Consider the following 19,322-nt stretch of genomic DNA (forward strand, 5'->3'; position numbering starts at 1 on the left):
GTGAGCAGCATCGTCCTGTCGGTCGTCGTGCCGATGTACAACGAGGAAGCGGTCATCCCCGCGCTCGTCGAGCGGTTGCGGCCGGCCCTCGACCAGCTCGCCGTCGGCTACGAGGTGGTCGCGGTCGACGACGGCAGCGCCGACCGCACCGCCCAGCTGCTGTTCGAGCACGGCCGCACCTGGCCGGAGCTGCGGCTGGTCAAACTGCGGCACAACAGCGGGCACCAGGCGGCGCTCACCGCCGGCCTGCAGCGCTCCCGCGGCGACTGGGTGGTCAGCATCGACGCCGACCTGCAGGACCCGCCCGAGACCATCGCCGAGATGCTGCGCGCGGCCCGCGAGCAGGGCCTCGACGTCGTGTACGGGGTCCGCTCCGACCGCAGCACCGACTCGTTCTTCAAGCGGAACACCGCCGGCGCCTACTACCGGCTCATGCGCCGGATGGTCGGCGCCGACGTGCCCTCGCAGGCCGGTGACTTCCGGCTGCTCAGCCGCGAGGTGGTGGACGTGCTCAAGGCGCTGCCCGAGCGCACCCCGGTGTACCGGCTGCTGGTGCCGTCGCTGGGCTTCTCGTCCGGCACCGTCCCCTACGCCCGCGAGCGCCGCGCCGCCGGCGAGACGAAGTACCCGCTGCGCAAGATGGTGGCGCTGGCCTGGGACAGCGCGGCCAACTTCTCAGCGGCCCCGCTGCGGGTCGCCACCTGGCTCGGCGCGTTCGCGTTCGTCGCCTGCCTCGCCCTCATGATCTTCGGTGTGGTGGTCTGGGCCAACGGCACCGTGATCCCGGGCTGGACCTCGCTGTTCATCGCCGTGCTGCTGCTCTCGGCGGTCCAGCTGATCTGCCTGGGCCTGCTCGGCGAGTACGTGGCCCGGATCTACAAGACCGTCCAGGACCGCCCCACATTCCACATCGGATTCGACTCGGCCTCGCAGGAGACGACGATCCCACAGCAACGGTCGGCGGCCACGGCCCGATGACCGCTGTCCTGACCCGGCCCGCGCCCCCTTCGGCACCGCCGGTCATGCAGAAAAAGGCCCTGACCGCCGTGCCGTGGGTGCTGACCGGCGCCACGTTCGTCACCGCGCTGCTGCTCAACGACGTCACCCCGGCCCAGGTCGCCGTGTACGCCACCTACCTCGTGCTCGGCATCGTGCTGCCCGGCACGCTCGTGCACCGGGCGCTGCGCGGCAGCCGCGGCAATCTGCCCGAGGACCTGGGCCTCGGCGCCGCCACCGGCCTGCTCGTGCAGCTCCTCGGCTGGGCGCTGGCCGCCGCCACCGGACTCCAGCAGATGCTGTGGTGCTGGCCGGTGCTCGTGCTCGTCGCGTTCCTGGCCGTACCCTCGCTGCGCCGGCACTGGCGCATCGCCGAGCCGCAGCCGTTGCCGCTGCGCTGGTCCTGGCTGATCTGCGCGGGGTTGCTGTTCGTCATCGCCTGGGGCGTGAACGCCTGGCAGAACGTCCCGCTGCCCCCGGTCCACGCGGAGTACTACGTCGACCTGATGTACCACCTCGCGCTGGTCCACGAGATGACCCGCTCGATGCCGTTCGAGGTGCCGCAGCTCGCCGGCGACGCGCTGCGCTACCACTACCTGTCCGACGCCGACATGGCCGCGGCCAGCATGATCACCGGGTTGTCCCCGGAACTCGTGCTCATGCGCCTGTGGATGGTGCCGATCGGTGCGACCGCGCTGCTGGTCGTCGCCACACTCGCCCGCGAGGTCAGCGGCAAGTGGTGGGCCGGGCCGCTCGCCGGGACGGTCGCGTTCATCGGCTCCCCGCTGAGCCTGGGCGCGCCGGTCTCCGCGTACGGCAATTCCTCGCTCGTGTTCGCCAGCCCGTCCCAGACGTACGCGATGCCCCTGCTCGGCCTGCTCACCCTCATCGCGGTCGACGTGCTGCGCCGGCGCGCCCTGGGCCCGGCCTGGTTCCTGGCCCCGGTGCTGGCTCTGGCCTGCGCGGGGTCCAAGTCCAGCGCGCTGCCCCCACTCGTGGCCGGACTCGCGCTGGCCGTGGTGATGCTCTGGATCCGCGACCGGGTGTTCCCCCGGGCGGCGGCGGGCCTGCTGGTCGCGGTGCTGATCCCGATGCTCGTCGGTGCCAAGCTGTTCGCGGGCGGCGGGGCCGGGACCCTGGGCGTGCAGCCGTTCAGCGTGCTGCGCTGGATGGACCCGTACTCGCGTACCCTCGGATCCTCGGACGGCATCGCCCCCAACGGCTTCCTGCCGCCCGGCCTGCAGGACGCGGCCCCCAGGGCCTGGGTCTACGTCGCCGGGATCATCGGCTGGTGGCTGCTCATGCAGGCCCCCCGGCTGCTCGGACTGGGCGGCATCGGCGCCCGCCGGATCCGCCAGGACCCGGTCGCCTGGCTGCTCGGCGGCATGATCGCGGCCGGTGTCGGCGCGGCCTGGGCGCTGTGGCATCCGTCCGCCAGCCAGGTCTACTTCTTCCTCTGCGCGCTGCCGTTCGGCGTGGTGCTCAGCACGTGGTTTCTCGCCGACCAGGTCCGCCGCTGGTGGGTGCCGGTGGCCGGCCTGCTCGCCGGCGCGGCCTGGACGCTCGCCGCACCCGACGTGCTGCGCCCCACCGACGTGAAATCCTGGGGTCAGTGGTCCTGGGCGCTGGGTCTGCCCGTCCTGCGCACCCTGGCCTTCGTGGTGGCCGGCGCGATCCTGGTGCTGGTGCTGCGCAGGAGCTTCCGCTCGCTGGTCGTCGCCGTGTTGGCCGCGACGCTGGGCGGCAGCCTCACCGTCGGCATCACCTACTACACCAAGTCACTGTTCCTGACCGACCGACCGGCGGCCGTCGCCACCGCCCGCTGGACCACCGCGGCCGAGATGGAGGCGGCGCTCTGGCTCAACCGCAACACCGGCCGCGACGACGTGGTGGCGACGAACGTGCACTGCGCCCCGGTCACCCGCGCCGAACCCTGCGACGCCCGCGCGTTCTGGGTGTCCGGCCTCGGCGGACGCCGCACGCTGGTGGAGAGCTGGGGATACTCCGACGACACGGTCGCGGCGAACGGTGTCGGCGGACGCAAATACGTCTTCCAGCCGGCCCCCGACCCGGCAGAATTCGCCCTCAACCAGCGCGCCTTCAGCGCCGCCGACCCCACCGACCTGACCACCCTGCGAGAAACGTACGGGGTGAAGTGGCTGCTCGCCGACACGAGAGCCGGCCAGGTGTCCCCGCGACTGGCGACGCTGGCCGACATCCGCTTCACCTCAGGCACGACGACCGTCTACGAGCTGCGCTGATCCGGCCCGGGCGCCCTTTTTCGGGGCGCCCGGGAACTCTTCCGGCCGCGCACCCGACCTACGACGCATGCGCAACCTCCGTATCCTCGCGGCGATCACCCTGGCCGCTGTCGCCCTGACCGGCTGCGGCGACAGCAAGACCGAAGCCGCGCCGTCGAGCCCGTCGTCCGCCCCCGCCACCCTCACGGTGAAGGACCCCTGGGTGAAGGCCGGTCCGGCCGGCACCATGACGGCGGCGTTCGGCATCCTCGAGAACGCCTCGGCCGCCGACCTCACCGTGGTGAGCGCGACCTCCCCGGCGTCCCCGCTCGAACTGCACGAGATGACCATGCAGGACGGCAAAATGATCATGCGGCCCAAGCAGGGTGGCTTCGTCATCAAGGCCGGCGCCACCCACGAACTCGGCCCCGGCGGCGACCACCTCATGCTGATGAACCCGGCGGCGGCCATCGAGCCGGGCGACGAGGTCACGTTCACCCTCACCCTCGCCGACGGAGCCACGGTCCCCTTCACCGCGATCGCCAAGCCCTTCGCCGGAGCCGGCGAGAGCTACGCCCCCGACATGCCCATGAGCTCAGCCGACAGCTCAGCCGACAGCTCAGCCATGCCGATGGCCCCGGCCGACACCTCGGCCATGCCGATGGCCCCGGCCGACACCTCGGCCATGCCGATGGGCAGCCCCACCCCGTGACCACCGAACCACCATCCACTCCTGACCCCACCCCCAAGAACGACCGTTCTTTCTCGGAAGAGGCGGTTCGTGAGGGCGAGCGCCCTGGCGCGCCCATCCCCGAGAACGACCGCTCTTTCCCGCCGGAATCGGCGCGGGGTGCGCTGAGCCGGCGGCGACTGCTTGGCCGGGGTGCGGTGGCCGGTCTGGGTGCGGCCATCGGTGCCGCGGCCGGCGCCACCGCGGTTGCCGCGATCGACCGCCGGTCACCGCCCGGATCAGGGACAGCCCAGCCCGGCGCGGCCCAGCCCGGCGCGGCCCAGCCCGGCGCGGCCCAGGCCGGTGTGGTTGAGGCCGGCTTGGCCACCGGTACCGCCACCGTGCCGTTTTACGGTGTCAGGCAGGCGGGGGTGACCGAGGATCCGCCGGCCCACGCCTCGTTCGTCGCGTTCACCCTGCCGGGCGGGACGGACAAGCGGGCGCTGGCCCGGATGCTTCGGCTGCTGAGCGATGATGCCGCCCGCCTCACCCAGGGTGCTCCCGCGCTCGGTGACACCGACGCCCACCTGGCGGTGCTGCCCGCGCGGCTGACCGTGACGTTCGGGTTCGGGCCGGGGTTGTACCGGGCCGCGGGGCTGGCCTCGCCGGTCGCGGATCTGCCGTCATTCGGGATCGACCGGCTCGAGGCCCGGTGGTCCGGCGGGGACCTGCTGCTGCAGATCTGCGCCGACGATCCGCTGACCGTCGCGCACACCCAGCGGATGCTGATCAAGGACGCCCGGCCGTTCGCCGCGGTGCGCTGGGTCCAGCAGGGGTTCCGGCGCAGCCCGGGGGTCCAGGCCGCCGCGCACACCCAGCGCAACGTCCTCGGGCAGCTCGACGGGACCGCGAACCCGCGCGACGCCGAGCTGCACGGTGCCGTCTGGAACCCGGACAATTCTTCCACCCTGGTGGTGCGGCGGATCCGGGCCGAGATCGAGAAGTGGGACCTGCTCAGCGTCACCGACAAGGAGAACGCGGTGGGGCGCAGGATGGGCTCCGGCGCCCCGCTCACCGGGTCGGGGGAGCACGACGAGCCGGACTTCGCGGCCATGGACGCCAGCGGCCTGCCGGTCATGCCGGATTTCTCGCACGTCACCCGGGCCCACGTCACCGAGCCGTCGCTGAAGATCCTGCGGCGGCCGTACAACTACGATGGAGCCCCGAACGCGGCCGGCCATCCCGACGCCGGGCTGATCTTCGCGGCCTATCAGCGGGACATCGCCGGCCAGTTCCTGCCCATCCAGCAACGCCTCGCGGACAAGGACCTGTTGAACGAATGGATCACACCGATCGGCTCAGCCGTCTTCGCGGTTCCGCCCGGCTGCGCCGAGGGCGGATGGATCGGCGAGCGGGTGCTGGCATGAAACGCGTGCTGCTCACCCTCGCCGCGATCGCCGCCATCATCCTTCCGGGTACGCCGGCCTGGGCGCACAACCAGCTCCTCGAGTCCTCGCCGGCCAAGGACGCCACGGTGAAGAAGGCGCCCACGGAGATCTCCCTGAAGTTCATGCAGAAGCTGAACCCGGAGTTCACCACGATCGTGGTCACCGATGGGAACAAGGCGAAGGTGGCCGCGGCCGACCCCGAGATCGACGGGCCCACCGGTGTCCTGCCGCTGACCGGCGCGCTGGCCAACGGCACCTACACGGTCGCCTACCGGGTCGTCTCGGTCGACGGTCACACGGTCCAGGGGTCGTACACGTTCACGCTCGCCGGTCCGGTTGCCACCTCGGCCGCCCCGTCGGCCGTGCCGTCGTCGGCCGCGCCGGCGCCGCCCTCGGTCGTACCGTCGTCGGATGCTCCTTCGTCCGGTGAGCCGGTCCTGGTCGACGCGGCCCCGACCGGGGACGACGGTGTTCCGGCGGGCCTGCTGATCGGCATCGGGGTGGCCCTGCTCGCCGTCCTGGCGATCGGCGGCGTCATCTACGGCCGGCGCCGGGCCGGGGCCAGCGCGGGATAGTCGGTGTAACCGGTCTCGCCACCCTTGTACAGCAGGAAGTCGTCCCGGATCGGGTTGACCGGCGCGCCCGTGCGCAGGCGCTCGACCAGGTCCGGGTTGGCCAGGAACGGGCGGCCGAGGGCGATCAGGTCGGCCCCCGCGGCCAGCAGGCGCTCGCCCGCGGCCCGGCCACCGTCGGCGGGCAGCGTCTCGCCGGGCAGCACCGGGTTGGCGATGAGAATGCCGGACCAACGATCACGCAGGGTACGGAAGAGCGACTGAGCCGGGTCGGCGAGCGCGACGTGCAGATAGGCGAGTCCCCGGCCGGCCATCGCGTCGAGCAGCGCGGGATAGATCTCCTCGGTGTCGTCCTCGACGATGCCGTTGACCGGGTTGCCGGGGGAGATCCGCAGGCCCACCCGCTCCGCGCCGATCGCGTCGGCCACCGCCGCCACGACCTCGGTGCCGAAACGGATCCGGTTGCGCACCGGGCCCCCGTACCCGTCGGTGCGGTGATTGGTGTTCGTAGCCAGGAACTGGTGCAGCAGATAGCCGTTGGCGCTGTGCACCTCGACCCCCGCGAAGCCCGCGTCGATCGCCCGGCGGGCGGCGGCGGCGAAATCGGCGATGGTCTCCCGGATGTCCGCGGCGGTCATCTCCCGCGGCGTCACCGGGTCCTCGCGGCCGGCCGGGGTGTGGATCTGTTCGGGGAGCGGGATCGCGGAGGGCGCCACCGGCATCAGGCCGCTGGTGGCGGGATGCCCGATCCGGCCGCCGTGCTCGATCTGCAGGAACATCCGGCCGCCCGCGGCACCGACCGCGCCGGTCACCCGGCGCCAACCTGCGACGTGCGCATCGTTGTGGATCGCGGTGATGTTCGGGTACGTCTGCCCGACCGCGTTGGGCGTCGCAGCCTCGGCGATGGTGCTCAATGCTGACGGGTGTGGGGTCGGTCATGCGGATCGGGGAGCTGGCGCGGCGTTCCGGGGTCAGCGAGCGCTCGCTGCGCTACTACGAACAGCAGGGCCTGCTCACCGCCGCACGCACCCCGGGCGGTCACCGGGAGTACTCCGACAAGGCCATCGACCGGGTGCTCCGGATCCAGCACCTGTTCGCGGCGGGCCTCGGCAGCGCCAAGATCGTCGGTCTCCTGCCCTGCATGCGTGACGCCGACGGCGGACCCGCCGACATCGCGACCGGCCGGCTGGTCGCGGACCTCACGACGGAACGTGAGCGGCTCGACCGTACTATCGCCGACCTGCTCCGCTCGCGGACGGTCCTCGACGAGGTCATCGAAACGGCGTCCGGAAGTGTCACACCCCCGGCCTAGTTTCGGGGCATGGCTGTTCCTCGTCTCGGCCGCGATGCCTGGCTCGCCCTCGGCATGAACGCACTGTCCTGTCTGGGCAGTGGGCTCACCATGCCGTTCCTCCTGGTCTACCTGCACACTGTGCGCGGGTTCCCGCTCGGCACCGCGGGCCTCGTGCTGGCCGCCTCCGGGCTGGCCGGCCTGCTGATCGTGCCGCTGACCGGCCCACTGGTCGACCGGGTCGGCGCCCGTCCGGCGTTCATCGGCGGCCTGCTCCTCGGCGGCGCCGGCATCGCCCTGTTCGCCCCGGCGACAACCGTCCCGGCGGCCCTGCTCGCGGCGGTCGTGCACGGCTGCGCGGGCGGCCTGACCTGGAACAGCTTCGCCAGCCTGCTGGCCCAGCTCGCCCCCGCCGACGAGCGCGGCGCGGTCTTCGCCCTGCGCTACACCAGCGCCAACGTCGCTTTCGGAGCCGGCGCCCTGGTCGCCGGTCTGGTCACGGCCGGCTCAGCCCCCGGGCCGTACCTGGCGATCCTGCTGGTCGACGCCCTGTCCTACGTGGCGTTCGCGGCGGCGATGCTGCTGGTCCCGGCCCCACCGCCGCCGGCCCCGGGCGGGCACGGCGGTTACCGCGAGGTGCTGCGCGACCGTGTCCTGCTCCGGGTGCTGGGCCTCAACACCCTGCTCACGGTGTTCGCCCTGGCCCAGCCGAGCGCCATCTTCACCGCCTGGGTGACCGGCCCCGGCCGCGAGTCGTCCCGGGTGGCCGGCCTGGCCTTCGCCGTCAACATCGCCGTCCTCCTGGCCGTGCAGCTTCCCATCCTGTCCCGTACCAGGGGCCGCTCCCGCCCTCGGATCGCCGCCCTGGCCGCCCTGGTCTTCGCCGCGTCCTGGGCCCTGCTGGCCGCCGGCGCGGGCAACGCGGCCCTGATCGTGACGGCCCTGGGCATCTTCGCGCTGGGTGAGGCCCTGCTCGCCCCCACGCTGCCGGCTCTGGTCAACGACCTCGCGCCGGACACCCTCCGAGGCCGCTACAACGCGGCGCTGGCGCTGTCCCAGCAATCCGGCCCGGTCCTCGCCCCACTGCTGGGTGGCTTCGCCCTCGGCCACGGGCTCGGGATTTCCTACGTGCTGTTCCTGGCCCTCGTCTGCCTGGTAACCGCAGCCGTGACCATCCCCTTGAAGATCCGCGAGCCCGCCACCTCAGCCTGAGATCCGACTGCCCGCTTTGTCACCGACGGCGAGGTGCCGGCGCCGGTCAGCACGGCCTCGCCGGCCCGTGCTGCCATAAGTTCCACCTGGGTTGCCTTTTAGTTGGAAAGTGCCACCGATCGACCCGGTCGCGTCACCGTTCAGGGGAGCTTAAGTCCGGCGAATGCCGCCATACATGATCTTGGCGTATCTGTTGAGCTGCGACAATCCACAATGGCCACGTTAGGTAGTTGTATTCGTATAGCTTTATATTGCCCTCCGGAAATTTGCAGTCGGCTCTGGAGGGTATGTGTACCGCAACTCTGCGCTTATGCGCGGATCAAAGGCGCTGTGGCGTAAGCCGCGAGCACCGTTGTCTCGAATATTGGCTCTCGCACTTCCGGTCCCGGTAACGCTCGCACTCGTCGGCGCACCCCCCTCGCCGTCCTTCGCCACCCCCGCTGTCCCTGCCACTCCGGCGGGGAAGAGCTGCCCTTCGCAGGTTGCAGACGAGGCCGCCGCACTGATCACCGCACGGTTGTGCGGTGGCCGGGTGGAGATCAGCGACGCCACGACGGAAACGGTCACCGCCGTGGCCCTGCCGTCCGGGTCGATCGAACAGACGATCAGCGCGGCACCGGTCCGGGTCGAACGGAACGGCACCTGGGTGCCGGTTGACCTCACCCTGATCCGCAACCAGGACGGTTCCGTCTCGCCGAAGGCAGCCCCGTCGGACCTGGTGCTGTCCGGGCCGGAGAACACGGACGCCGCGCACGAACTCGCCGCTGTCGGCGTCGGGGACCACCGGATGTCGATCGGTTGGACCGGCGCGCTGGGCGTGCCGGTGATCGAGGGTAGTCGCGCGACATATTCACAGGTCATGCCCGGCGTCGACCTCCAGGTGCAGGCCACCAGGACCGGTGCTGAGACGTTCTTCGTCGTGGAATCCGCGGAAGCCGCCGCACACCTCGACGGTATCGAGCTGCCGATCACCGGTGTGAAGGTCAAGTCCCATCGCATCGACGCGGCAGGCAACACGACCCTGCTCGACGCGGCAGGTAAAGCTCTCGCCACCGTGCCTGCCCCGGAGATGTGGGACGCCGAGGTCGAGACGGCCACCGGTGAGCCGGCCACGGTGGAGAAGGTTCCGGCCGAGATCACCAGAAAGAAGGCCGCGGAGGCAAGGCCGGACGAGGCCAGTGAGGGCGCCGGCGTCAAGGTGACCCTCGGGACCGGCGCCGATTTTTTCGAGGACCCGGACACCACCTACCCGGTCGTCGTCGACCCGCAGGTCAACCCGCTTTACAGCACCTTCGACACGTATGTCAGACGAGGCGACGCGGTCGATCGTAGCGGTGCCAACGACCTGCAGCTCGGTCTCGTCAGCGGGGACATCGCCCGGTCCTTTGTGCACTGGGACACCACCAAGTTGGCCGGTAAGCAGATCACCGCGGCCACGGCGAACTTCTACAACTTCTGGTCGCACACCTGCACGGCGACCAGCTGGGAGATCTGGTCCACAGGTGCCGCCAGTTCTGACACCCGCTGGTCCAGCCAGCCGGTCTGGAGCACCAAGGAAGCCATTTCGACCGCCACCAAGGGCAGCACCAACTGTTCCGACGGCTGGGTCTCGGTCGGTGGCGCCTCGTTCTTCCAGCGCGCTGCCACCGCCGGCAAGACCCGTGCCTACATGGGTATCCGGGCCACCAGCGAGACCGATGCCAACGCGTTCAAACAATTCCGGTCCCGCAACGCGGACGCGTCGAGCCAGGTGCCGTACGCGGTCGTCACGTACAACTCGTACCCGGTGGTCGGTGCCCGTTCCACCACGCCGTCGACCAGCTGTGTCACCGGCGCCGGTCGGCCGTACCTCAACACCACGACCCCGGTCCTGAAAGCGGTCGTTACCGACGGCGAGGCCAGCCCGGTCAAGGGCGTATTCGAGTGGTACAACTCGGCCGGCGCCAAGATCAACGGTGCGACCACAGCCAGCGTCGCGTCCGGTTCCACCCTGAGCGCCACGGTGCCGTCGGGCGCGTTCACGAACGGGTCCACGGGTAAGTGGAGGGTGCAGGGCAACGACGGCGCTGTCGGCGGTGTCTGGTCCTCCTTCTGCGAATTCACCGTCGACACGGCCGCCCCGGGCACCACCCCGACGGTCGATTCATCGACCTATCCGGCCGGCGCCACCAGCGGTGCGGCCGGAGCCGCAGGAACCTTCACATTCGGCGCGGCCGGTGTGACAGATGCCTCGGCGTTCCTGTACGGGCTGGACACCAATCCGCCCACCACCGCCGTCAATGCCACGTCGCTCGGCGGGAGTGCCTCGGTCTCGATCACCCCGACAACCGTGGGTAACCACACGCTCTATGTGCGGTCCAGGGACCGGGCGGGCAACTTGTCGCCCGTCAAGACTTACATGTTCAGTGTCGGCTCCACGGTCGGCGCTGTCGTCTCCCCGGCGGAGAACCACCTCAGCGCCGGTAAGGTCGTCCTGGGCGGTGCTGGAGCATCGACCTCCACCGGGGCCACCTACCAGTGGCGCCGCGGCGAGACCGACAGTTGGACCACCATTCCGGCCGCAAATGTCACCAGCGCGTCCGGCGCCGCGGTCACCTGGCCCGTGGCCACCATCGGCAGCGGTAAGTTTCCACCGTTGAACTGGGACGCCGAGACCACGGTCAACGCGGCCGAGGCCGGTCCCGATGCCTTGGACGGCCCGCTGCAGGTGCGTGCTTCCTTCAACGGCGGTACGGCCGGGGCCAGCCCTGCGGTGCGCTTCGAACTCGACCGTGATCGCGCCGCAGCACCCACCACCGACGTCGGAGCCGGTGAGGCCAATCTGCTGACCGGCAATGTCGAGGTCACCGCGACCGACGCTGCCACCGCGGGCGGCCTCGCGGTCACCCGGACGTTCGATACCCGCCGGGCCGGCGACGCCGACGCGCTCTTCGGCCCCGGTTGGGGCTCCAGCGTCGAGGTTCCCAACGCTGGGACCTACAGCGACCTGACGATCACCGGCAGCCTGGTGCAGATCGGTCTGCCCGGTGGGGAGACCGTGGGCTTCACGAAGAAGGCGGGTACGTCGACCGGCGCGTCGTTCGACTCCGGCATGGCGGGCTCCGGCCTGGTGCTGGAGTATGTGACCAGCTCGGACAGCTACCGATTGACCGAGGACAACGGCAACTACACGGTGTTCACCCGCCGGAGCACCGACCCTGCCCGGACATACACGCCGTCCTCCTCGGTCTCCGGTGGCACCGGCTCCACCACGGCAATCACCTGGGAGTCCGCGACCGTCGACGGCGCCGCGGTCGTGCGTCCAACTCAGGCGGTCGCCCCCGCCCCGGAGGGCGTCAACTGCGCGAGCAGCCCCTTGACCACTCGTGGCTGCAAGGCGCTGCGATACACCTACGCGACCGGCACCACGGCGACAGCCGCCGGGACCGGCGACTACACCGGCCGGCTCAAGGAACTCGCATTCACGGCGTACGACCCGGCCAGATCGGTGATGGCGACCGTCGTGCTCTCACGTTACGGATACGACGCCACCGGCCGGCTACGCTCCGCCTGGGATCCCCGCCTGGACTATTCAGGTCTCAATGGCGCCGAACACCAGGCGACCACCTACACCTACGACGCCGACGGCATCCTCAGCACCATTGCCCCCGTGGGGCAGCAGCCTTGGCAGCTCTCCTACACCACCATCCCTGGTGACTCCGGTCAGGGCCGAGTCGCCACGGTCAGCCGCTCCGCCCTGACCGCCGGCACTGCGGTCACCACCGTCGTCTACCGGGTGCCGACCACTGGCGCGACCGCACCGACCGACCTGTCCGCGGAACCGGCTGCGAGGTGGGGACAGACCGTCACTCCGATCGATGCCACCGCAGTCTTCCCGCCGACCCAGATCCCCGATGGCAACCAGGCCACCGGGATCCTGCCGTCGAGCTGGAAGCGGGCGTATGTCACGTACCTGGATGGCAACGCCCGCGAGGTCAACACCCTGGAGGCGGGCCAGCACATCGCCACTACCTGGTACGACTCCTACGGCAATGTGGTGCGTGAACTGAGCGCGGGCAACCGGCAACGGGCATTGGACGCCTCCGGCTCCGATACAGCGAGCGCCGAGGCGATCCTCGCGGCGAACCTCTCTACCGAGACCCGTTACGGCAACGATGGACGGCGCATCACCGATCTGTTCGGACCGGAGCGCGATGTCGTGCTGTCCACTTGGGCGGATGTTCGCGGGCGTACTCACACGACGTACGTCTACGACGAGGGTGCGCCCGCCTCGTCCGAGGCTTATGACCTCGTCACCAGCCAGGTCGACGCAGTGCGTTACTGGGACAGCGCGGGGAAGGCGGTCGACGCCGACCCTCGCACCACGCGTACCGAGTACAACTGGGACCTGCGGCAGCCCACCGCGAAGATCGTTGATCCGCAGGGCCTGGCGCTGACCACTCGGTACACGTACAACACGGCGGGCAGCCAGCTCACCTCCAGCACCCGGCCAGCCGGTGACGGCAGCACGGCGGCCACCCAGACAATCACCTATTACCGGGCCGGAACCGGTTCAGGCGCCGACGAGTGTGACAACACCCCCGAGTGGGCCGGCCTGACCTGCCTGACCGGACCGGCTGCTCAGGCCGACATGGATCCCGAACTGCTCGACACCCGCATGACATATGACATGTACGGCCAGGTGGCCGCATCCGTCAGCAGGAACAGTTCGGGTACCGTCCGGACGGCCTCTGTCACCTACGACCAGGCCGGACGGCCGGAGGTCCAGACCGTCTCCGCAGGTCCCGGGCTCGGCACTCCGGTCGAGACTCGCCGCATGGTCTACGACGTGACCACCGGCTATCCCGTACGGACCGAGCAACTCGACAGTTCTGGCCAGGTCACAGCGAAGATCTCCCGTGCCTACGATTCTCTGGGCCGGGTCACGTCGTACACCGACGCTGACGGGTCGGTGTCGGTCACCACGTACGACATCGCAAGCCGTGAAATCACCATCACTGATGGCAAGGGCACCCGAACCCACACGTACGACGACAACACCGAGGGACGTGGTCTGCTCAGCCAGGTCACGGACAGTCAGGTGGGTACGTTCACCGGCGAATACAACGCCGACGGGGAGCTGAAGTCGGAAACCCGTCCGGACGGACTGATCACCTACTCCTACTACAACGAAGAAGGCGCCCAGACCGGAATTCTCTACGACCAGAGCGACGGCACAACCGTCTACGGAGATTGGAGCGGACTCGATGCCCACGGTGCGCGTGCATGGGGTGCCGACAGCTTTTCCTCGGCGGGGTACAGCTACGACACTTCGGGCCGGCTGACCGGTACTACCCAGACGATCAACGATCAGGGCTGTGTCGAGCGTAATTACGAGTTCGACGCGAACAGTAACCGTGCCGCGCTGCGTACCTTTGGACCCGCTCAGGACGGCAACTGCCAGTCGAGCACTGGTGGTAACCCACGGAACTGGGCCTACGACACCGCGGATCGGGTCACGAGCAGTGGCTACACCTACGACGATCTCGGCCGTACGCTCACGGTGCCGGCTGCGGACGCCGGCTCAGGTGCGGGCGATGTCACGAACACTTATTACGCCAACGACATGGTCCGTTCGATCACCCAGGGGGCGGCACATGCGACGTACACACTCGACGTCACCACCAGCCGCAACCGTGCCTACGTCGTCACGAACGCGACGGCCACCGAGACCCATGTGAACCACTATGCCGATGACACGGACAAGCCTTCCTGGATAGCCGAGAACGGTTCGTACACACGTCGGATCATCGGTATCGGTGCTTTGAGTGCGTTCTATAACGGTGCGGCCGGCCGGACGGAGTGGCAGCTCGCCAATCTGCACGGTGACATCGTGGCGACGCAGATCGGAGGAGTCGCCGGCCTGGCATCGACCACGGTGACAGATGAGTACGGCAACCAGGTCGCGGGGACCGCGTCCCGGTACGGCTATCTCGGCACGGAACAGCGTTCTGCCGACAACCCCGGTGGCCTGATCACCATGGGAGTCCGCGTCTACAACCCGCGGACCGGTCGGTTCCTGTCCACCGACCCGGTGTACGGCGGTAACAACAATGCCTACGAATACTCCACGGCCGACCCGGTCAACAAGAGCGACGTCTCCGGGCAGATGCATTGCTGGAATACCAGCTTCACCTCACGCAAATGGTATTACTGGTGGGGCAGTTACGGGGGTATTCGCAAGGATCGCTACTTCCGGTGCCTAATCAGTAATTCAGACTTCAAGTATTTCAAGAAGACCGGCAAATGGATGGCGGGCGTCGGTATCATCGCGACCTTCATCAACGTGACCAGCGGTGCGGCAATCACGCTTGCGGGTTGGGTTCTCAAGGACTGGATCGCCGAGGACTACGAGGACCGTTGCGATGACAGGAACGGGGCGGTGTTCAAATTCCGGTACAGCAGGTATTACGACCGGGGCGGCAACTTCGCGGCGGGTACCTATGCTTATCGGGGTGCATATTGCCGCCCGGCGCCGAAATGGTACGACTGATGCGACGATTCCCGATCGATGCCGGAAAGGTGTGTGAATGAAGTCAACTGTCGACGTCTGGGTAACGCGTGACGCGGCCCGGACCCTCGCGCCCCCGCCGCGGTCCATCGTCGGCGGCGACGCGGCACCGGTCGCCGTGCGGACCTGGGTGCTGGGTCGTCCGCTTCAGCGACGCCTGGAGATGGGTCTTGTGGTGGACGAGACGACTGCCTTGCGTTTCTCGGCAGCCGGCAAGAGGCAGGCCATATGGGAACGCGGTGTCTTCCCCGGCGCGGTCGTCGTGCTCCTGCTGCTCGTCGTCGGCCTCGAGACCGAGACTTTCGGCGCGCGTCTGGACGCCGTCTGGACGCCGCTGACGGCTCTTCTTCTGGTCGGTGTGCTGGCCGGGAGAGCGATTCTTCCCAGGCTCGCTTCGCCCCATCACCCGCGCCGCGATGGCCGGATGGTGCTCATCCGCGATGTTGACCGGCAGGCTGCTCAAGACTGGGCCGCTGTGAACCCGGAGGGCGCGATCCGCCTCACCGCGCGCGAGTAACGTCACGACCAGAAACAGAGAGGCCGGGCATTCAAGTCGATGTCCGGCCTCTCTGTCTAGGTCGCGGGTGGCAAGTCGGTCAGGCAGCCGTATGCCGATCCGACCCGGCGCAGGCCGTTGCGGTCGCCGGCTCCCCAGGTGGCGGCCTTGCTGGTCATCAGGGGGTACATCACCTGGCGGGAGTCGCCGGCGGTCGGGTGGGCGAGCCCCACCGCGTGGCCGATCTCGTGCATGAGCAACTGGCCGGTGGTACCGCCGGCCTTCTTGCCGAAGCCCCGGGCCATCCGGTCGGTGTACGCGGTATTGAGCGCGATCTGCCCCTGGTCCATGATGAGCGCGGGTCCGCCCCCGGCCGTGTATCCCGAGTGCCACCAGCCGCCGCCGACCCCGGCGGCGCCGCTGCCCTTGGGGATCAGGGTGCTGTGCTTGCCGGCGACGACCCAGGCGAAGACCATCTCGGTCCCGTCGGGATAGTTGTCGTTGTAGCCGCTCTTCGCACCCGGGATGACGGTGGTGGCTCCGGCGTAGCGGAACGTCAGCCCGGTGGCCGCCGCGACGCGGGAGACCGCGGTCCTGACCTCGGCGAGGGAGCCTTTCGGGGCCCGGGCGAGGTTGACCCGGTAGTCGATCGGCGTGCAGGGATCCCACCGGGCGATGATCTTGCTGCCGCTCAGGAAGGCGTAGGCCTTGGGGTTCCCGGCCGCGGCGGCGTGCGCGACCCCCGGCTGGAGAGCCAGAGCGATCGTGGCGATCAGGCCAAGGGTGATGCGGCAGCGGCGGGGCATGGCCCGCCTGATCGGCCGGCTACCCGCTGATCATGAGGGATTGTGGAAGTCGATGTGCTGCTGGATCTGGCCGGCGAAGCCCTCGGCCATGGTGAGCTGGTCGCGCAACGCGCGGACCCGGGCCTGGGCCGCCTCGTGGAACATGGTCAGCCGGTCGAGCAGGGCGGCCCGGCCGGCGCCCGGGTCGGCGGCGGTCAGTGCGTCCAGGAGTTCGAGCAGGTCGCGCATCTCGTCGAGGGTGAAGCCGAGTGGCTTCATCCGCTTGACCACGGCGAGCCGCGCGATGTCCGGTTCGGTGTACAGCCGGAAGCCGCCCTCGCTGCGGGCCGACGGCATGATCAGGCCGGCGTCCTCGTAGTGGCGGATGGTCCGGATGCTCAGTCCGACCCGTTCGGCCGCCTCGCCGATCTGCATCATTCGTACAGTGTGCCCGGCCCTCAGGAGAGGGTGCCGGTCAGCCGGTCGTGCAGGCTGGAGCTCGGCGGGTTGAGCCCGACGACCGCGACCGTCTTGCCGCGGGACGCGTATCTGGTGGTGATGGCGTCGAGGGCGGCGACCGAGGAGGCGTCCCAGACGTGGGCCCGGGCGAGGTCGATCACCACGGATTCCGGGTCGCCAGCGTAGTCGAACTGGGTGACCAGATCGTTGCTGGAGGCGAAGAAGAGCGATCCGTGCACGGTGTAGGTACAGGTCGTGCCGGACTCGTCGAGGACCCGGGTGACCTCGACGAGTTGGGCGACCCGGCGGGCGAAGATGACCATGGCGGTGAGGACGCCCAGCACGACGCCGACGGCCAGGTTGCCGGTGGCGAGGGTGGCCGCGACGGTGACCAGCATGACGATCAGCTCGCCGGCGGGCATCCGCCGCAGGGTGGCCGGGGTGACGCTGTGCCAGTCGAACGTGCCGACCGACACCACGATCATGACCGCGACCAGGGCGGCCATCGGGATCAGGGCCACGACGTCGCCCAGCGCCACGACCAGGAGCAGCAGGAACGCCCCGGCCAGGAACGTCGACAGCCGGGTCCGGGCGCCGGACGTCTTCACGTTGATCATCGTCTGGCCGATCATGGCGCAGCCGCCCATGCCGCCGAAGAAGCCGGTGACGATGTTGGCCACGCCCTGGCCCCAGGACTCCCGGGTCTTGTCGGAGTGGGTGTCGGTGATGTCGTCGACCAGTTTCGCCGTCATCAGCGATTCCATCAGACCGACAAGGGCCACCCCCATCGCGTACGGGAAAATGGTCTGCAGTGTCGCGAAGCTGAACGGCACGTCGGGCAGGCCGAATACCGGCAGGCTGTCCGGCAGTGCCCCCTCGTCGCCGACCGTGGGCACCGTGAGGTGGACCAGCAGCGTGAGTGCGGTGAGCGCGACGATGGCGATCAGCGGCGCCGGCACCGCCCGGGTGACGCGCGGCAGCAGCCAAATGATCGCCAGCGCGACCGCGAGCAGCGGGTAGACCAGCCACGGGACGCCGATCAGGTGCGGCAGCTGGGCGCTGAACACCAGGATCGCCAGCGCGTTGACGAAGCCGACCATGACGCTGCGGGGGATGAACCGCATCAGCCGGGCGACGCCGAGTACGGCCAGCGTGATCTGCAGGATCCCGCCGAGGATGACGGTCGCGAACAGGTACTCGATCCCGTGTTCACGGACGACCGGGGCGACGACCAGGGCGACCGCTCCGGTGGCGGCGGAGATCATCGCGGGGCGCCCGCCGCAGATCGCGATGGTGACGGCCATCGTGAACGAGGCGAACAGCCCGACCCGGGGGTCGACGCCGGCGAGGATCGAGAACGAGATCGCCTCGGGGATCAGGGCGAGGGCGACGACCAGGCCGGCCAGGACTTCGGTACGCAGAACGCGGGGCGACAGCACCCGGGAACCCTACTCTTCCGTAAGGGGAGAGTTGTCAGGCGCCCGCGACCGCCGCGTGGATCGTGGCGGCGATGCCCTCCATGGGATCGTCCTCGGTCGTACCCAGGTAGTTCTTGGCCACCGCCACCGACAGGCCCAGATCCGGGTAGAAACCGGCCAGGCTGCCGCCGTTGCCGCTCCAGCCGAAACGGGTGCCGCCCAGTTGTGCGACGTACCCCATGGTCTTGGGCAGGTCGCCGCCGAACGCCCAGTCGGGGCCGTCGGTCAGCACGGTGGTCACTTCCTTGAGGCGTTCCGGCGAGATCAGGCGCACCCCGTCGACCTCGCCCATCAGCGCCGCGTACATCCGGGCGATGCCGCGCGCGCTCACCGTCGCGACCGCCGGGATGTCGGTCTGCATGATGTCGCGGCGGTTCGCGAGGCCGGCCTCGGGACGGACGTTCGGCGGTGCGATCGCGTCGAAATTCTCGATGTGCCGGCTGAGCTGCTCCAGCGCCTGGCGCCAGTTGCGGTCCTTCAGCCGGGCGACCCGGTTCAGCTCCTGCGGCGGCACCCCGAAGAACAGCTCCCGCTCGGCCTGCAGCGGCCGGGCGATGTCCTCGGCCAGCACCCACGCGATCGGCCGTTGGGTGGCCCGGCGGATGATCTCGCCGATCAGCCAGCCGTAGGTCCACTCGTGGAAGCCGTGCCGGGTGCCGGGCTCCCACACCGGGGTCGACCCGGCGATGGTGCGGCACATCCGGTCCCAATCAAGAAAATCCTCCGGCGTCGTGTACGAAGGAAGCGTCGGCACCCCGGCCGCGTGCAGCAGCGCGTGCCGCAGGGTGGCGTTCTGCTTGCCGTGTTTGCCGAATTCCGGCCAGACGTCGGCGATCCGCAGGTCGTAGTCGAGCTTTCCCTGCTCGACCAGGACGTGTACGGCGGTGCTGGTCAGCCCCTTGCCGGTGGAGAAGCTGAAGAACGGCGTCTCCGGGGTGACGTGGGCGCTGACCGACTCGTCGGCCAGGCCGGAGACCGCGTTCACGATCAGCTGCCCGTCGAGGTAGGCCGCGACCTGTACCCCGATCTCGCGGCCGGCGAAGACCAGCGCGTCGATCTGCCGCTGCACGTTTGCTTGGAGCTGGGTCCAGTCGCTCACCCGTTCAGCATTACGCAAAACGGACT

The 19,322-nt window shown here is 69.5% G+C and carries 14 protein-coding genes; 9 read left to right on the forward strand and 5 right to left on the reverse strand.

Annotated features, from left to right (window positions below):
* The 5 genes from ACIA6A_RS23070 (at position 1) to ACIA6A_RS23090 (ending at position 5,929) form a co-directional block, all read left to right on the forward strand.
* Positions 1-978 carry a glycosyltransferase family 2 protein gene (locus ACIA6A_RS23070; protein WP_396099866.1) on the forward strand — a complete coding sequence of 326 codons (978 nt, stop codon included), beginning with the start codon at positions 1-3 and terminating at the stop codon, positions 976-978.
* The gene (locus ACIA6A_RS23075) at positions 975-3,257 is read left to right on the forward strand and encodes a hypothetical protein (RefSeq protein WP_396099867.1); all 2,283 of its coding nucleotides are present in this window, start codon (positions 975-977) and stop codon (positions 3,255-3,257) included. The genes ACIA6A_RS23070 and ACIA6A_RS23075 overlap by 4 nt, the downstream gene beginning before the upstream one ends.
* Positions 3,258-3,324: 67 nt before the next feature.
* Entirely contained in the window at positions 3,325-3,948 is a 624-nt protein-coding gene (locus tag ACIA6A_RS23080) for a copper chaperone PCu(A)C (protein ID WP_396099868.1), read from the forward strand.
* Positions 3,949-4,091: 143 nt separating this feature from the next.
* Positions 4,092-5,333 (forward strand): Dyp-type peroxidase, encoded by a 1,242-nt coding sequence (locus ACIA6A_RS23085; RefSeq protein ID WP_396099971.1) that lies wholly within the window; start codon positions 4,092-4,094, stop codon positions 5,331-5,333.
* Positions 5,330-5,929: a copper resistance protein CopC gene (locus ACIA6A_RS23090; RefSeq protein ID WP_396099869.1), complete on the forward strand. Its 600-nt coding sequence runs from the start codon at positions 5,330-5,332 to the stop codon at positions 5,927-5,929. The genes ACIA6A_RS23085 and ACIA6A_RS23090 overlap by 4 nt, the downstream gene beginning before the upstream one ends.
* Here the strand turns inward: ACIA6A_RS23090 and ACIA6A_RS23095 are convergent.
* Positions 5,893-6,840: an alkene reductase gene (locus tag ACIA6A_RS23095; RefSeq protein ID WP_396099870.1), complete on the reverse strand. Its 948-nt coding sequence runs from the start codon at positions 6,838-6,840 to the stop codon at positions 5,893-5,895. The genes ACIA6A_RS23090 and ACIA6A_RS23095 overlap by 37 nt on opposite strands.
* On the opposite strand from ACIA6A_RS23095, the gene ACIA6A_RS23100 reads away from it, so the two are divergent.
* From ACIA6A_RS23100 to ACIA6A_RS23115, 4 genes are all read left to right on the forward strand, one after another.
* A complete protein-coding gene (locus ACIA6A_RS23100) occupies positions 6,840-7,238 on the forward strand; it encodes a MerR family transcriptional regulator (protein WP_396099871.1) in 399 nt (132 codons plus the stop codon). The genes ACIA6A_RS23095 and ACIA6A_RS23100 overlap by 1 nt on opposite strands.
* 9 nt (positions 7,239-7,247) lie before the next feature.
* A complete protein-coding gene (locus ACIA6A_RS23105) occupies positions 7,248-8,429 on the forward strand; it encodes an MFS transporter (protein ID WP_396099872.1) in 1,182 nt (393 codons plus the stop codon).
* 532 nt (positions 8,430-8,961) lie between these two features.
* Positions 8,962-14,961: an RHS repeat-associated core domain-containing protein gene (locus ACIA6A_RS23110; protein WP_396099873.1), complete on the forward strand. Its 6,000-nt coding sequence runs from the start codon at positions 8,962-8,964 to the stop codon at positions 14,959-14,961.
* Between the two features lie 37 nt (positions 14,962-14,998).
* Positions 14,999-15,496, forward strand: coding sequence for a hypothetical protein (locus ACIA6A_RS23115; RefSeq protein WP_396099874.1), 498 nt, complete (start codon positions 14,999-15,001; stop codon positions 15,494-15,496).
* A gap of 56 nt (positions 15,497-15,552) precedes the next feature.
* Here ACIA6A_RS23115 and ACIA6A_RS23120 read toward each other — a convergent pair whose 3' ends face one another.
* The 4 genes from ACIA6A_RS23120 to ACIA6A_RS23135 are packed head-to-tail and all read right to left on the reverse strand — an operon-like array spanning position 15,553 to position 19,296.
* The gene (locus ACIA6A_RS23120; protein ID WP_396099875.1) at positions 15,553-16,281 is read right to left on the reverse strand and encodes a M66 family metalloprotease; all 729 of its coding nucleotides are present in this window, start codon (positions 16,279-16,281) and stop codon (positions 15,553-15,555) included.
* A 30-nt stretch (positions 16,282-16,311) separates the two neighbouring features.
* Positions 16,312-16,698 (reverse strand): MerR family transcriptional regulator, encoded by a 387-nt coding sequence (locus tag ACIA6A_RS23125; RefSeq protein WP_396099876.1) that lies wholly within the window; start codon positions 16,696-16,698, stop codon positions 16,312-16,314.
* A gap of 20 nt (positions 16,699-16,718) precedes the next feature.
* The gene (locus ACIA6A_RS23130; protein WP_396099877.1) at positions 16,719-18,158 is read right to left on the reverse strand and encodes a SulP family inorganic anion transporter; all 1,440 of its coding nucleotides are present in this window, start codon (positions 18,156-18,158) and stop codon (positions 16,719-16,721) included.
* Positions 18,159-18,192: 34 nt separating this feature from the next.
* Positions 18,193-19,296: a serine hydrolase domain-containing protein gene (locus ACIA6A_RS23135; RefSeq protein WP_396099878.1), complete on the reverse strand. Its 1,104-nt coding sequence runs from the start codon at positions 19,294-19,296 to the stop codon at positions 18,193-18,195.
* Between the last annotated feature and the right edge of the window lie 26 nt (positions 19,297-19,322).

The sequence above is a fragment of the Actinoplanes sp. NPDC051494 genome (genome assembly GCF_044454705.1).
GTDB lineage: Bacteria > Actinomycetota > Actinomycetes > Mycobacteriales > Micromonosporaceae > Actinoplanes.